At 58.8% G+C, this 14,705-nt stretch carries 14 protein-coding genes; 11 read left to right on the top strand and 3 right to left on the bottom strand.

Translation table 11 applies throughout. The features are described from left to right. Nucleotides 1-14: 14 nt before the first annotated feature. Both CEC48_RS09550 and CEC48_RS09545 read left to right on the top strand, forming a co-directional pair. The gene (locus CEC48_RS09550) at nt 15-998 is read left to right on the top strand and encodes an iron ABC transporter permease (RefSeq protein ID WP_176438699.1); all 984 of its coding nucleotides are present in this window, start codon (nt 15-17) and stop codon (nt 996-998) included. Beyond that, nucleotides 998-1,765, top strand: coding sequence for a heme ABC transporter ATP-binding protein (locus tag CEC48_RS09545; RefSeq protein WP_088423519.1), 768 nt, complete (start codon nt 998-1,000; stop codon nt 1,763-1,765). The genes CEC48_RS09550 and CEC48_RS09545 overlap by 1 nt, the downstream gene beginning before the upstream one ends. A 258-nt stretch (nt 1,766-2,023) precedes the next feature. On the opposite strand, the gene CEC48_RS09540 is transcribed toward CEC48_RS09545, so the two are convergent. The 3 genes from CEC48_RS09540 to CEC48_RS09530 form a co-directional block, all read right to left on the bottom strand. Then, a complete protein-coding gene (locus CEC48_RS09540; protein WP_010174414.1) occupies nt 2,024-2,296 on the bottom strand; it encodes a TfoX/Sxy family protein in 273 nt (90 codons plus the stop codon). A gap of 199 nt (nt 2,297-2,495) precedes the next feature. Then, a complete protein-coding gene (locus CEC48_RS09535) occupies nt 2,496-2,840 on the bottom strand; it encodes a pentapeptide repeat-containing protein (RefSeq protein ID WP_088423518.1) in 345 nt (114 codons plus the stop codon). A 96-nt stretch (nt 2,841-2,936) separates the two neighbouring features. Continuing rightward, a complete protein-coding gene (locus tag CEC48_RS09530; protein WP_088423517.1) occupies nt 2,937-4,493 on the bottom strand; it encodes a bifunctional aminoglycoside phosphotransferase/ATP-binding protein in 1,557 nt (518 codons plus the stop codon). 118 nt (nt 4,494-4,611) lie between these two features. On the opposite strand from CEC48_RS09530, the gene mrcB reads away from it, so the two are divergent. From mrcB to msrQ, 9 genes are all read left to right on the top strand, one after another. Then, nucleotides 4,612-6,936: a penicillin-binding protein 1B gene (mrcB, locus tag CEC48_RS09525; protein ID WP_088423516.1), complete on the top strand. Its 2,325-nt coding sequence runs from the start codon at nt 4,612-4,614 to the stop codon at nt 6,934-6,936. Nucleotides 6,937-6,952: 16 nt separating this feature from the next. Beyond that, nucleotides 6,953-7,687, top strand: coding sequence for a M48 family metallopeptidase (locus CEC48_RS09520; RefSeq protein WP_088423515.1), 735 nt, complete (start codon nt 6,953-6,955; stop codon nt 7,685-7,687). After that, nucleotides 7,687-8,016, top strand: coding sequence for a YqcC family protein (locus tag CEC48_RS09515; RefSeq protein WP_003212129.1), 330 nt, complete (start codon nt 7,687-7,689; stop codon nt 8,014-8,016). The genes CEC48_RS09520 and CEC48_RS09515 overlap by 1 nt, the downstream gene beginning before the upstream one ends. Nucleotides 8,017-8,447: 431 nt before the next feature. Then, on the top strand, nt 8,448-10,172 hold the full coding sequence (locus CEC48_RS09510; protein WP_003212127.1) for an acetolactate synthase 3 large subunit: 1,725 nt from the start codon (nt 8,448-8,450) through the stop codon (nt 10,170-10,172). Between the two features lie 2 nt (nt 10,173-10,174). Next, entirely contained in the window at nt 10,175-10,666 is a 492-nt protein-coding gene (ilvN, locus tag CEC48_RS09505) for an acetolactate synthase small subunit (protein ID WP_003176102.1), read from the top strand. 46 nt (nt 10,667-10,712) lie between these two features. After that, nucleotides 10,713-11,729, top strand: coding sequence for a ketol-acid reductoisomerase (gene ilvC, locus CEC48_RS09500; protein WP_078739114.1), 1,017 nt, complete (start codon nt 10,713-10,715; stop codon nt 11,727-11,729). Nucleotides 11,730-11,873: 144 nt separating this feature from the next. Continuing rightward, nucleotides 11,874-12,731 carry a CDP-diacylglycerol--serine O-phosphatidyltransferase gene (gene pssA, locus CEC48_RS09495; RefSeq protein WP_088423514.1) on the top strand — a complete coding sequence of 286 codons (858 nt, stop codon included), beginning with the start codon at nt 11,874-11,876 and terminating at the stop codon, nt 12,729-12,731. Nucleotides 12,732-12,795: 64 nt separating this feature from the next. Beyond that, complete coding sequence (msrP, locus tag CEC48_RS09490; protein ID WP_088423513.1) at nt 12,796-13,809, top strand: protein-methionine-sulfoxide reductase catalytic subunit MsrP; 1,014 nt, start codon at nt 12,796-12,798, stop codon at nt 13,807-13,809. After that, nucleotides 13,809-14,429, top strand: a complete 621-nt coding sequence (gene msrQ / locus CEC48_RS09485) for a protein-methionine-sulfoxide reductase heme-binding subunit MsrQ (RefSeq protein WP_088423512.1) — start codon at nt 13,809-13,811, stop codon at nt 14,427-14,429. Before msrP ends, msrQ begins: the two co-directional genes overlap by 1 nt. Nucleotides 14,430-14,705: the final 276 nt, after the last annotated feature.

The following is a 14,705-nucleotide window of genomic DNA, read 5'->3' as shown; positions in this document are numbered from 1 at the left end:
TGAGCCTGCTGTGTGTGCTGGCGATCTGGCTATCATTGGCCTTGGGGCCGGTCAGCTTGCCGCTGATGGACACACTGCGAGCGGCTTTGCGTTTGCTGGGTGTGCCGATAGAAGCACAGGGCCTGGAGCAGGCGGAGTTGATTCTCGGGCAGATTCGCCTGCCACGCACGCTGCTGGGCCTGGCTGTTGGCGGGGTGCTGGCGCTCTCGGGCGTTGCCATGCAAGGGCTGTTTCGTAACCCCTTGGCCGATCCCGGCTTGGTCGGGGTTTCCAGCGGTGCGGCGTTGGGCGCGGCGATTGCGATTGTCGGCGGATCGTTTTTTGGCGGCTTGCCGGACGCCCTTGGGCCGTACCTGCTGTCGCTGTGTGCGTTTCTCGGCGGTTTGGGGGTGACAGCGCTGGTCTATCGCCTGGGGCGGCGCAACGGCCAAACCAATGTCGCAACCATGTTGCTGGCGGGTATCGCCCTGACGGCACTCGCCAGTTCGGCGGTAGGCCTGTTTACCTACCTGGCGGATGACGCCACCTTGCGTACCCTGACGTTCTGGAACCTGGGTAGCCTGAATGGCGCGAGCTACTCGCGGTTATGGCCGTTGCTGCTTGTGAGCGCAGCAGTGGCACTATGGCTGCCGCGCCGGGCCAAGGCGCTGAATGCCCTTTTGCTGGGCGAATCGGAAGCCAGCCACTTGGGGATTAATGTTGAAGGTCTCAAGCGCGAACTGGTGTTCTGCACCGCACTGGGCGTGGGCGCGGCAGTAGCGGCGGCGGGGATGATCGGTTTTGTGGGGCTGGTTGTGCCGCATTTGGTCCGCCTGCTGGCGGGGCCCGATCATCGGGTATTGCTCCCGGCCTCGATACTGGCGGGAGCGAGCTTGCTGTTGTTTGCCGACCTGGTAGCGCGCCTGGCCTTGGCGCCGGCGGAATTGCCGATCGGCATTGTTACCGCGTTTATCGGTGCGCCGTTTTTTCTCTACCTGTTGTTACGAGGGCGCGCCTGATGCTGCGAGTAGAAGACCTGCAGATCCGGCGAGGGCGCAAAACCGTGTTGGCGGACGTCACCCTGGATCTGTTGCCGGGTGAAGTGCTCGGTGTACTGGGTCCCAATGGCGCAGGAAAAAGTACATTGCTCGGTGCTTTATGCGGCGAGCTTCAGGCTGAACAGGGCCGTGTGTGGCTGGATCAGCGTGAGCTGAAGGATTGGGGCGGCGCACAGCGTGCCCAGCGCCTGGCGGTATTGCCGCAGACCTCGACCCTGGACTTTGCCTTTCGTGTCGAAGAGGTTGTGGGCATGGGGCGCTTGCCCCACCAAACCGGCCGGGTGCGTGACGATGAAATTATCAACGCCGCGTTGGAGGCTGCTGACGTTGGCCACTTGAGCGGACGCAGCTACTTGGCGTTGTCGGGCGGCGAAAGGCAGCGTGTGCACCTGGCGCGGGTGCTTGCGCAGCTATGGCCGGGCGAGGCGGGGCAGACCTTGTTGTTGGATGAGCCGACATCGATGCTCGATCCGCTGCATCAGCACACCACCTTGCAGGCGATTCGCACCTTCGCCGACCGTGGTGCAGCGGTGCTGGTGATCCTTCACGACCTGAACCTGGCGGCGCGCTACTGTGATCGCATCCTGTTGCTGGAAGACGGGCGGCCCCATGCGCTGGACACGCCTGCGCAGGTCTTGCGCCCCGAGCTTCTCAAGGCAGTCTTCGGGCTGGATGTATTGGTGCAACCGCATCCGGAGCGTGGGCATCCGTTGATCATTGCGCGCTGAGAATCGCTGTTCTCCAGGCAGTTTTCGACAGGCAAAAAAAGACCCGGCAAGAGCCGGGTCAAATAACCGTGATTAGCCTGATGAGGAGATAATCTGAGAGTCCGAACCAATGGTCTTTCAGTTATCGGCTGATCTCGCGACCAGTTGTGATAATCATAACGATTCTCATTTGAGAGTCAACATTTGTTTTTGCGGCCTCTTCGGATTTTCTCAAACATTCGTTTGGAGGCCCCGGAAACGTTGGTGCAAGTTGCCGTCTCAATTCTTTTGGCGTGCCGAAAGAGCGTCCAGCTGACGGTTTAAAGCTTCCTTGCGTTCAACAGGAATGTCATTCCAGTGCACATCCATCAGCGCGCCTTCAATGGCGTACAACAATACTTTGGATGCCCTGAAGCCACGGGTGCGTACGGCACGGTACGCGTCGACTGCCCCCAGGCGGCGTAAGTCGGACGCGCTGTGGATGCCCACCGCATGCAGCCATTGCGCCGACGTCTTGCCAAGGTTTTTCAGGTGTTGCAGCTCATCATTCATCAAGCCTCCTTGCGACGGCCGAATGGTTCGGTGGGTATCGTGACCAGGCAAGCCTGAAAGGAGTGTAGCGCTCAGTAGGAAAAGCGTAGTTCTTTGGTCCTTAGCGACCCAAAGCTTCTAAGGCAAGTGCGGATTTTGGCGTAGGAAAGGGGGAGGCGCCCGGTACGCCTTGTGCGTAGCCGGGTGCCGATACCGTTGTTTACCGTGTGCGGTAGCGCAGGCGAGTGCCGAAATTGACGGACATCAGAATCTCGTCAGCGCTCAACTCCGGCGGGAAGTAAGTGCCGGAGATCTGTGCATGCGCCAGGCTCGCGCCTTCCAGTGGGCACCCACGCAAATCCAGGCCGCGCAAATCGGCGGAGCGGAAATAAGCGTCGGTGAAGTCCACGCCCTCGGCATTCAGGTCGCGCAGGTCCAGGCCGCGAAAGTCGCCGCCGCGCATATCGATGGCGCCGTCTTTCGGGCGCTCCTGGTTGAAGCCTCGGATGTCATCTTTATGCAGAAGCGCGTAAAGCGGGGTATCAAGTAGCTTCGGCTGGCTCACAATGGCGACTCCCGTGTGTTGGAATTATGACGCCATTATAGTGCCACTATTGCTTGGCAGTGAGCCCCGAAAAGCTACACGACCAAGAAATATTTCTTACAAGCCCGGCAGGCGCTGACGAATATGGGCCACCAATGCGTCCAGTGTTCCGCTTTCATTGGTCTCCACGCGTTTGCTGAGCAGCAACTCTTCGGCGCTGAGCGGGTCGCGGTTGGCCTGCTGTTCTTCGATGACAGTCAGGGTGGCGTCGGACGGATCGTTCTTGTCTGCCTGACGTTGTGCCAGCCAGGCGGAGATAACGGCCTGCGGTGCATTACAGTCGAGGATCAGGAACGGTGCACCCGTGGCCTCGGCGATCTTGGCTGCAGTGTCGCGTTGTTCGCGCTTGAGGAAGGTCGCATCCAGCACTACCGGGAAGCCGGCGCGCAGCACAGTGTCGGCGATCTCGTTCAAGCGCGCGTAGGTGGCGGCGCTGGCGTCTGTGGCGTAGATCCCAGCCTGTGGCGTGTTCTCGACCTGCTGCTCGCCGAACAGGCGCTTGCGCTCCACGTCTGAGCGCAGGCGAATCGCCCCCAGTGCTTCTACCAGGCGCATGGCCACGTGGCTTTTGCCGACGGCCGATACGCCGTGGGTGATGGCCAGGAAGCGCGACGGGATGGTGCTGTAGCTTTCTGCCAGGTTGGCGTAGTTGCGGTATTGGCGCAGGGTGGTTGCGCGCTGCACCGCATCCGCCTCGGAAGGCATGCTGAACAGCGCGACCTTGGCGCGTACCAGGGCGCGATAGGCTTTATAGAAGTTCAGAAGCTCCAGGCCTTGATAGTCACCCGTCAGCTCCAGGTACTGGCTGATAAAGCGTCGCGCCAGGCTTTTGAGGCCACGGTCTTCCAGGTCCATCGCCAGGAAGCCGGTGTCGGCATACACGTCGGTGAAGCGAAATGGCTCGTTGAACTCGATGCAGTCGAAGATCACCACGTGGCCATCAATCATTGTGGCGTTGCCCAGGTGGATATCGCCGTGGCATTCGCGGATAAAGCCATTGAGCTTGCGTTGTTCGAACAGTGGCTTGAGGCGCTCGAAGCTGCTTTCGGCCCAGGCCTGCAAGGCTTCCAGTTGTGCCAGGTCAGCCTTGTCGCTGAGGAAAGGGTGGATCTGCTCGAAGTTCTGCAGTACCGGCGCCATGACGTCATGTGGCGTGCCGGCGGAGTGGGTGGCCGGCACTTTCGGGGCATTCAGGTGAAAGTGTGCGATCTGCTTGGCCATTTCGTCGATGTGCGCGTTGGTCAGTTCGCCGTTCGCTTGCAAGGTGCTGAGCAGTTGGCTTTGCGGGAACTGGCGCATTTTCAGTACGTAGTCGACCACCGGGCCGTCGCCACCCAGTTGCGGTGCTTCGGCACTGCCGGTGATTGGTAACACTTCAAGATACAAATCGTTGGTCAGGCGCTGGTTGAGGCGCAGCTCTTCATTACAGAAGTGGCTGCGGGCTTCCAGCGAGGTGAAATCGAGGAAACCGAAATTGACCGGCTTCTTCATCTTATAGGCGTAGTCACCCGTGAGCAGCACCCAGGAAATATGGGTCTCGATGACTTGGAACTGATCCACCGGATGGGGAAACAGGGCCGGGTTTTGCAGGGCATTAATCAGGGACTGGCTCACGGGCGATCCTTCAGAGTCTGGGAAAATTCATGGCGGGCATTATGGCTGCTACAGACGGTCGTGCAAACCGCTGTCCGGCTCATGTTGGTCATCAATAAAGTGCGTATAATCCGCCGCCATGACTCGTACCCGATCTCCCCGTTCCCGTAAAAAACCTCCTTCCCGCGGCCTGCGCCCCTGGCTGGGCTGGGCGCTTAAGCTCGGCCTCGTGGGGCTTGTAGTGATCGCCGGCTTCGCGGTTTACCTCGATGCCGTGGTCCAGGAGAAGTTCTCCGGCAAGCGCTGGACCATTCCGGCCAAGGTCTACGCACGCCCGCTGGAACTGTTCACCGGCCAGAAGCTGAGCAAGGATGACTTCCTCACCGAGCTCGACGCCCTGGGCTATCGCCGCGAAGCCGTGAGCAATGGCCCCGGCGCTGCAGCCGTCACCGGCAACACCGTCGACTTGAACACCCGTGGCTTCCAGTTCTATGAAGGCCTGGAAAAACCCCAGCCCGTGCGCGTGCGCTTCTCTGGCGACTATGTGGCCGAATTGTCCTCGCTCAACGGCTCGAAGCTGCCGGTGGTGCGCCTGGAACCCTTAATGATCGGTGGGATTTATCCTAAAAACCTGGAAGACCGCATCCTGATCAAGATCGATCAGGTGCCGCCTTACCTGCTGGATACCCTGATTGCAGTGGAAGATCGGGACTTCTACAGTCACTGGGGCGTGTCGCCCAAGTCCATCGCGCGAGCCATCTGGGTCAATACCTCCGGCGGCAAGATGACCCAGGGCGGCAGTACGCTGACGCAACAACTGGTCAAGAACTTCTACCTGACCAACGAACGCAGCCTGACCCGTAAACTCACCGAAGCCATGATGGCGATGCTGCTGGAGCTGCATTACAGCAAGCAGGAAATTCTTGAGGCGTACCTCAATGAAGTGTTCGTCGGCCAGGACGGCCAGCGTGCGGTGCACGGTTTCGGTCTGGCCAGCCAGTTCTTCTTTGGCCAGCCGCTGTCCGAGCTGAAGCTGCACCAGGTGGCGTTGCTGGTGGGCATGGTCAAGGGCCCGTCCTACTACAACCCGCGCCGCAACCCGGAGCGTGCGCTGGAGCGGCGTAACCTGGTGCTCGATGTACTTGAGCAGCAAGGTGTCGCCACTGCGGAGCAAGTCGCTGCCGCGAAGAAAATGCCACTGGGTGTGACCACGCGCGGCAAGCTTGCCGACAGCTCCTTCCCGGGCTTCATCGACCTGGTCAAGCGCCAATTGCGTGAAGACTACCGCGACGAAGACCTGACCGAAGAAGGCCTGCGGATCTTCACCAGTTTCGACCCGATCCTGCAGATGAAAGCCGAAGCCTCGGTCAACGACACCTTCAAGCGCCTGGCGGGCCGTAAAGGCTCCGACGACGTTGAGGCCGCGATGGTGGTGACCAACCCGGAAACCGGTGAAGTCCAGGCCATGATCGGCAGTCGCCAGGCCAGCTTTGCCGGGTTCAACCGCGCGCTGGACGCGGTGCGGCCGATTGGCTCGCTGGTCAAGCCGGCGGTGTACCTGACTGCGCTGGAAAAACCGAGCAAGTACACCCTGACCAGTTGGCTGTCCGATGACCCGCTGTCGGTCAAAGGTGCCGATGGCCAGATGTGGACGCCGCATAACTTTGATCGTCGCTCCCACGGTACGATTTTCCTGTACCAGGGCTTGGCGCATTCCTACAACATCTCGACTTCCCGTCTCGGCCTTGAACTCGGCGTGCCGAATGTTCTCAAGACGCTCGGCCGGTTGGGCATCACTCGCGAGTTCCCGGCGTTCCCGTCGATGCTGCTGGGCGCGGGTGCGATGAGCCCGATGGAAGTGGCGACCATGTACCAGACCTTGGCCAACGGTGGTTTCAATACGCCGATGCGCGGGATCCGTAGCGTGTTGACGGCCGAAGGCGAACCGCTCAAGCGTTATCCGTTCCAGATTCAGCAGCGTTTTGACCCGGCCTCGATCTACCTGATCCAGAACGCCATGCAGCGCGTGATGCGTGAAGGTACCGGGCGCTCTGCCTACAACGTCCTGCCTGCCAATCTGACACTGGCGGGCAAGAGCGGTACCAGTAACGATTCGCGGGACAGCTGGTTCGCAGGTTTCAGCCAGGACCTGCTGGCGGTGGTCTGGCTGGGGCGCGATGACAACGGCAAGACGCCGTTTACCGGTGCCACCGGCGCATTGCAGGTCTGGACCAGTTTCATGAAGAAGGCCGATCCACTGCCGCTGAACATGCCGCAGCCGGACAATATCGTTCAGGCCTGGATCGATCCGCATACCGGCCAGGGCTCCGATGCCAACTGTCCGGGCGCGGTGCAGATGCCGTATATTCGCGGCAGCGAACCACCACCCGGTGCAGCATGCGGCGCCAGTGCGCCTGCCAGTGCTGAATCGGTGATGGATTGGGTCAAGGGCTGGATGAATTAAGCAAAGAGGGTTTCACGTGAACAAGTTGTTGATTCCAGCTATTACAGTTTTGGCATTGCTCGGTGGTTGCGCCAGCGTGGAGCGGGGTTCTATCCCGGTGGTGGACTCCAGTACCACGGTGTCCAACAACGACCGGATCTCGGCCAATGGCGGCTTCCGTCAAACCGTCACCAAGCGTCCAGCCCAGGCTCAGGCGCAAGCTGTGCCTCAGGATTCGGGTGTCGTGGTGATGATTCCGGGCGGTGGTGCCGCTACCTCGGCACCGATCAGTACTCAGCCGTGGACCCCAGGCCCGAGCACCTCGGGCCCGATCGACTCCACGCCGATTCAATCGGCACCGATCAACCAGGGCACCTACAACATGCCATCGACGCCGAGCGGGATTCCGCCCGCCAGCAGCGCCGGTGGCTTGTCGGCCGATGAGCAGTTGGATGGCCCGGTGCTGGCATTGCTCACCACTGCCCAGCAGCAGCAATCGGGCGGCGACTTGAACGGTGCATCGTCGAGCCTCGAACGCGCCCAGCGCGTGGCGCCTCGTGAGCCGCAGGTGCTTTACCGTCTGGCCCAGGTTCGCATGGCTCAAGGCGATGCCCCGCAAGCTGAACAATTTGCCCGCCGTGGCCTGACCCTGGCCAACGGCCGTCCTGATCTGCAGGCGAGCCTGTGGAGCTTGATCGGCGATGCCCGCGAGAAGCAGGGCGATGCTGCCGGCGCAGCCCAGGCTCGCCAAAAAGCCAAGGTCAGCCTCTGATGGATGCACGCTTTCCGGCGATTGCCGAACAGTTGTTGTTGATCGAGCGCGAACTGCGCTTGCAGGGCTGGTGGGACGAAGTGTCCCCCAGTGCCGAAGCCTTGAGCAGCGTTGAACCCTTTTCCGTCGACACCCTGGACTTTCACCAGTGGCTGCAATGGATCTTCCTGACACGGATGAAGCAAATCCTTGAGCAGGACCTGCCATTGCCCAATGCGTCGGGGATTCTGGAGATGGCCGAGATGGTTTACGCCGATCGGCCTCTAGAGAGCCTCGGCCTGCGGACCGCGCTGAAAAAGTTCGATCAACTGATCGTCGACGCTCGTTAATTGCCTGGCTGCCGGTTTTTCCGGCAGTCTTGCGCATATTTCTACCGCTTTGCGCCATTCAGGCGAGTTTTATCCCTCCTCAAGCCCCTTTCTTCTACGTTCTCATGCGCTTAGTTGGAAAAAAGCGCAATTATTGCTTGACTTGGAGAGGCTGAAACAGAAGAATCCAAAGTCCGCTGTAGAGGGACTGCCAGAAGCAGACCCACTCGGCAGATCATGAGGCGCACACCCGCGCCGACCTGTTACACCCGCAACGCGTTACCTCGCGCTGGGTGGGAAAATCCCGCAACACTTGGGACGCTCCCAATACTTGCTCAGTCAGTGCTGACGTAGTCGGCGACCACCGTCGCTCATGCTCTGCTGAGAAGTAAACCTATTAAGACCCGTCGGTTTTTAACGGACGGTATTCTGGCGTTTTAGAGGTGAACAACGTGGAGCTTTTATCTGGCGGTGAGATGCTCGTCCGCTTTTTGCGTGACGAAGGCGTCGACTATATCTACGGGTACCCAGGCGGTGCTCTGCTGCATGTCTACGACGCACTGTTCAAGGAACCGGCTGTTACCCACATCCTGGTTCGCCACGAACAAGCTGCTACCCATATGGCTGACGGTTATGCCCGTGCCACCGGTAAAGCCGGTGTGGTACTGGTGACTTCCGGCCCTGGCGCGACCAATGCCATCACCGGCATCGCGACGGCTTATATGGACTCCATCCCGATGGTGATCATTTCTGGCCAGGTGGCGAGCACCATGGTCGGTACCGATGCATTCCAGGAAACCGACATGATCGGTATTTCCCGGCCGATCGTGAAACACAGCTTCATGATCAAGCATGCCTCGGAGATCCCGGAAGTCATGAAAAAGGCGTTCTACCTCGCACAGTCCGGTCGTCCGGGTCCTGTGGTGGTCGATATCCCGAAAGACATGACCAACCCGGCCGAAAAATTCGAATACATCTTCCCGAAGAAAGCCAAGCTGCGTTCCTACAGCCCGGCCGTTCGCGGGCACTCGGGGCAAATTCGCAAGGCGGCAGAGATGCTTCTGGCGGCCAAGCGTCCAGTGCTCTACTCGGGTGGTGGCGTGATTCTGGGTGGCGGTTCTGCGCCGCTGACCGAACTGGCCAAGATGCTCAACCTGCCGGTGACCAACACCTTGATGGGCCTCGGCGCGTTCCCGGGTTCGGACCGTCAGTTCGTTGGCATGCTCGGCATGCACGGCAGCTACACTGCCAACCTGGCTATGCACCACGCTGACGTGATCCTCGCCGTCGGTGCGCGGTTCGATGACCGGGTGATCAATGGCGCGAGCAAATTCTGCCCGAATGCCAAGATCATCCACATCGATATCGACCCGGCGTCCATCTCCAAGACCATCAAGGCCGACGTGCCTATCGTAGGTCCTGTGGAAAGCGTGCTGACCGAAATGGTCGCTGCGCTCAAGGAAATCGGCGAAGCCCCGAACAAGGATTCCGTTGCCAGCTGGTGGAAGCAGATCGACGAGTGGCGCGGTGACCGCGGCCTGTTCCCTTATGACAAGGGCGACGGCAGCGTCATCAAGCCGCAAACCGTGATCGAAACCCTGTGCGAAGTGACCAAGGGCGATGCCTTTGTGACCTCCGACGTCGGGCAGCACCAGATGTTCGCGGCGCAGTACTACAAGTTCGACAAGCCTAACCGCTGGATCAACTCCGGTGGCCTGGGCACGATGGGCTTTGGTTTTCCAGCGGCCATGGGTGTGAAGCTGAGCTTTCCGGACACCGACGTTGCGTGCGTCACCGGCGAAGGCAGTATCCAGATGAACATCCAGGAACTATCGACCTGCCTGCAATATGGTTTGCCGGTAAAGATCGTCTGCCTGAACAACGGTGTGCTGGGCATGGTTCGCCAGTGGCAGGACATGAGTTACGGCAGTCGTCACTCGCACTCCTACATGGAATCCCTGCCAGATTTCGTCAAGTTGGTTGAAGCCTATGGCCATGTCGGCATGCGCATCACCGATCTGAAGGATTTGAAGCCGATGATGGAAGAGGCGTTCGCCATGAAGGACCGCCTGGTGTTCCTCGATATTCAGGTCGACACCAGTGAGCACGTCTACCCGATGCAGATCAAAGACGGCTCCATGCGCGATATGTGGCTGAACAAGACGGAGCGGACCTAATCATGCGGCACATTATCTCCCTGCTTCTGGAGAACGAACCGGGTGCTCTGTCACGTGTGGTCGGTCTGTTTTCGCAACGCAACTACAACATCGAAAGCCTGACTGTGGCGCCGACCGAAGACCCGACTCTGTCGCGTCTGACGTTGACCACTGTTGGCCATGATGAGGTGATCGAGCAGATCACCAAAAACCTCAACAAGCTGATCGAAGTGGTCAAGCTGGTCGACTTGTCGGAAAGTGCCCACATCGAGCGTGAGCTGATGCTGGTTAAAGTCAAGGCCACGGGTGCACAACGGGCCGAGATCAAGCGCACTACCGACATTTATCGCGGGCAGATCGTCGATGTGAGCGCCAGCGTTTATACCGTTCAATTGACCGGTACAAGCGACAAGCTGGACAGCTTCATCCAGTCGATCGGGACGGCCTCGATTCTGGAAACTGTACGCAGTGGCGTCACCGGGATTGCTCGTGGCGACAAAGTACTCAGCATCTAAACCAATTAGTGAATGGCCTAACGGCCTGGATATATAGAGGAACCTCATGAAAGTTTATTACGAAAAAGATTGTGACCTGTCGATCATCCAGGGCAAAAAAGTCGCCATCATCGGTTACGGTTCCCAGGGCCACGCTCAAGCGTGCAACCTGAAAGATTCCGGCGTTGACGTGACTGTTGGCCTGCGCAAAGGCTCGGCCACTGTTGCCAAGGCTGAAGCTCATGGCCTGAAAGTAACTGACGTTGCTTCTGCTGTTGCTGCTGCCGACCTGGTCATGATCCTGACCCCGGACGAGTTCCAGTCCGCGCTGTACAAGAACGAAATCGAGCCAAACATCAAGAAAGGCGCCACCCTGGCCTTCTCCCACGGCTTCGCGATTCACTACAACCAGGTTGTGCCTCGCGCTGACCTCGACGTGATCATGATCGCGCCGAAAGCGCCGGGCCACACCGTGCGCTCCGAGTTCGTCAAAGGCGGCGGTATCCCTGACCTGATCGCGATCTACCAGGACGCCTCGGGCAACGCCAAGAACGTTGCTCTGTCCTATGCTGCAGGCGTTGGCGGCGGTCGTACCGGCATCATCGAAACCACTTTCAAGGACGAGACTGAAACCGACCTGTTCGGCGAACAAGCCGTTCTGTGCGGCGGTACCGTTGAGCTGGTTAAAGCCGGTTTCGAAACCCTGGTTGAAGCTGGCTACGCGCCAGAAATGGCCTACTTCGAGTGCCTGCACGAACTGAAGCTGATCGTTGACCTCATGTACGAAGGCGGTATCGCCAACATGAACTACTCGATCTCCAACAACGCCGAATACGGCGAGTACGTGACTGGCCCGGAAGTGATCAACGCCGAGTCCCGTCAGGCTATGCGCAACGCCCTGAAACGTATTCAGGACGGCGAATACGCCAAAATGTTCATCACCGAAGGCGCAACCGGCTACCCTTCGATGACCGCCAAGCGTCGTAACAACGCCGCTCACGGTATCGAAATCATCGGCGAGCAACTGCGCTCCATGATGCCGTGGATCGGTGCCAACAAGATCGTCGACAAAGCCAAAAACTAAGTCGTACGTATCAAGGGGAAACGCGGCTTAGGCCGCGTTTTTTCGTTTGCGGGGCAGGTTCTGGTATAAAGCTGCATCGTTTGCGGGCGAACACTCGCCGCAAGTTTCTGTCGAAATTTTTCACACCGTTGCAAGGTAAAGTCCATGAGCGAACGTCCCGAAGAGCCAAACCAGGCCTCTGACGCCGAAAGCCTGCTACCGATCGATGAACATGTCGAAGAAGGGCACGATGCTGAAGGCCGTAAAGTGCGGCATCGTGGTATCTATCTTCTGCCTAATCTGTTCACCACTGCGAACCTGTTCGCAGGGTTCTATTCCATCATCAATTCCATGAGTGCCCAGAGCGCGTTAGCTGCCGGCGATGCTGCCGGGGCCAGCAAGTACTTTGGTTTTGCCGCGATTGCGATCTTCGTCGCCATGGTCCTTGATGGCCTGGATGGACGTGTTGCGCGTATGACCAATACCCAGAGTGCCTTCGGCGCCGAGTACGACTCGCTGTCGGACATGGTTGCCTTTGGCGTGGCGCCGGCGTTGCTGGCATTTGCCTGGGCGCTGGGTGACATGGGCAAGGTCGGCTGGATGGTTGCCTTCATCTATGTGGCGGGCGCGGCATTGCGTCTGGCGCGGTTCAACACCCAGGTGGGGACTGCCGACAAGCGCTACTTCATTGGCCTGGCAAGTCCGGCTGCGGCAGGTGTAGTGGCCGGTATTGTCTGGGCATTCAGCGATTACGGCATTCAGGGTTCCAGGATGTCGTTCCTGGTGGCCTTGATGGTCGCGGCGGCCGGCATGCTGATGGTCAGCAACATCAAGTACAACAGCTTCAAGGAGCTGGACCTCAAGGGGCGTGTGCCGTTTGTGGCTATCCTGGCAGTGGTGCTGGTGTTCGCCGTGGTCTTCAGTGATCCGCCGCGAATCCTGCTGCTGGCGTTCCTTGTGTATGCAGCGTCGGGCCCGGTGCAGTACTTGCTGCATCTTCGTCAGCGCAAAACGTTGCCTTAATGTAATTTCCCCCATACTCCGCAGTCTATTGGTGCATCTGTTCTCCAAAAGCTGCGGAGTTGCCATGTTAATCAAGTTTCCCAAAGCGTCTGATTGCCAAGAATCCGACGTCACGCCTGAATCCCTCTATTTCTCTCGCCGCAGCTTGCTCGGTGGTGCGCTTGCTGGCATAGCTGCCAGCAGTTTGCCGCGTTGGGCCAGTGCGGATGACGCTGCGCGTTACGCGGATGTCGAACCGGGCAAGGCGCCTGGATGGTTTGCCGAAAAACTGCCGGGCACAAAATGGCAGGCGGTTACCGTGAAGGATGAGGCGATCACTCCGTTCAAGGACGCGACTCACTACAACAACTTCTATGAGTTCGGTACGGACAAGGGCGACCCTGCGGCCAATGCCGGTTCTCTGAAGACCGAACCGTGGAGTGTGGTGATTGATGGTGAGGTCGCCAAGCCTGGGCGCTATGCGCTTGAAGACTTCATGAAGCCCTATCAGTTGGAAGAGCGAATCTATCGTCTGCGCTGCGTAGAGGCGTGGTCGATGGTCATTCCATGGATAGGTTTCCCTATTTCGGAATTGCTCAAGCACGTCGAGCCAACCTCCAATGCCAAGTACATTCGTTTTGAAACCCTGCAGGATCCCAAGAGCATGCTGGGGCAGCGGTCCAGCTTCGCCTTGATTGATTGGCCTTATGTCGAAGGGCTGCGACTGGATGAGGCGATGAATCCCCTGGCGATCCTGGCGGTAGGCATGTATGGGCGGGAGCTGCCCAACCAGAATGGCGCGCCGTTGCGGTTGGTGGTGCCTTGGAAGTATGGGTTCAAGAGTGTCAAGTCGATCGTGCGCATCAGCCTGGTCAGCGAGCAGCCGAAAACCACCTGGCAAAGCATTGCCGCGAGTGAGTATGGGTTTTATGCGAACGTGAACCCTACCGTCGACCACCCACGCTGGACCCAGGCGCGGGAGCGGCGCTTGCCCAGTGGGCTGTTCAGTCCCAATGTGCGCGAGACGCAAATGTTCAACGGCTACTCTGATGAGGTCGCCTCTCTTTATACGGGCCTCGATCTGCGGAAGAACTATTGATGCGCTACCCGATCTGGCGCATCGGCGTCTTTATAGCCGCGGCGGTGTGGCCGCTGTTCTGGTTGTACGAGGCCTGGAGCTTTGCACTCGGGCCTGACCCGGGGAAAGTGCTGATGGATCGGCTTGGGCTTGGGACCTTGATTCTGCTGTTGATCACTCTGGGCATGACGCCGCTGCAGAAGCTCAGTGGTTGGGCTGGGTGGATTGCTGTGCGGCGGCAACTGGGGTTGTGGTGCTTTGCATATGTGGCATTGCATCTTGCGGCGTACTGCGTGTTTATCCTTGGGTTGGACTGGTCCCAACTGGGTGTAGAGTTGCGTAAGCGGCCCTACATTATAGTGGGGACCCTGGGGTTCCTTTCTCTATTGGTGCTGGCGGTAACCTCCAACCGCTACAGTCAGCGACGCCTTGGTGCGCGCTGGAAGAAACTGCATCGCATGGTTTACGTGATTCTCGGGCTTGGTTTGCTGCATATGTTGTGGATCGTGCGGGCTGATCTGAAGGAGTGGGCTATCTATGCATCTATCGGGGCGCTGCTTCTGGTCCTGCGTGTACCGCCTGTGATGCGCCGAATTCCCCGTCTTATTGCTAAAAAACCATCTTCTGCAACAAAAGCGTAATTAACCCTTGACGGCAGATTCTGGAAGTCTATAATTTGCCCCACTTCCGGCGCAGTCGAAACGGAAAACTCCTTGGTAAACAAAGAGTTATGTAGGTTTCGACAGCGAGCTGCTTCAGATCATCGAAGCCCAGAAGGAGTTAGTAAGGTCGTGTTGTTTAGCCCTATTAACGGTTCGATCTTCTCGGTCGAAAGCGGAGAAAAAGAGGTGTTGACAGCAGCGTGTAACGCTGTAGAATTCGCCCCCCGCTAACGAGAGATCGGAAGCGCAAGTGGT

This window comes from Pseudomonas sp. K2I15, from assembly GCF_002204795.1.
Lineage (GTDB): Bacteria > Pseudomonadota > Gammaproteobacteria > Pseudomonadales > Pseudomonadaceae > Aquipseudomonas.
Note: the sequence above shows the minus strand (reverse complement) of the source record. Positions and strands in the feature narration are given on the sequence as shown.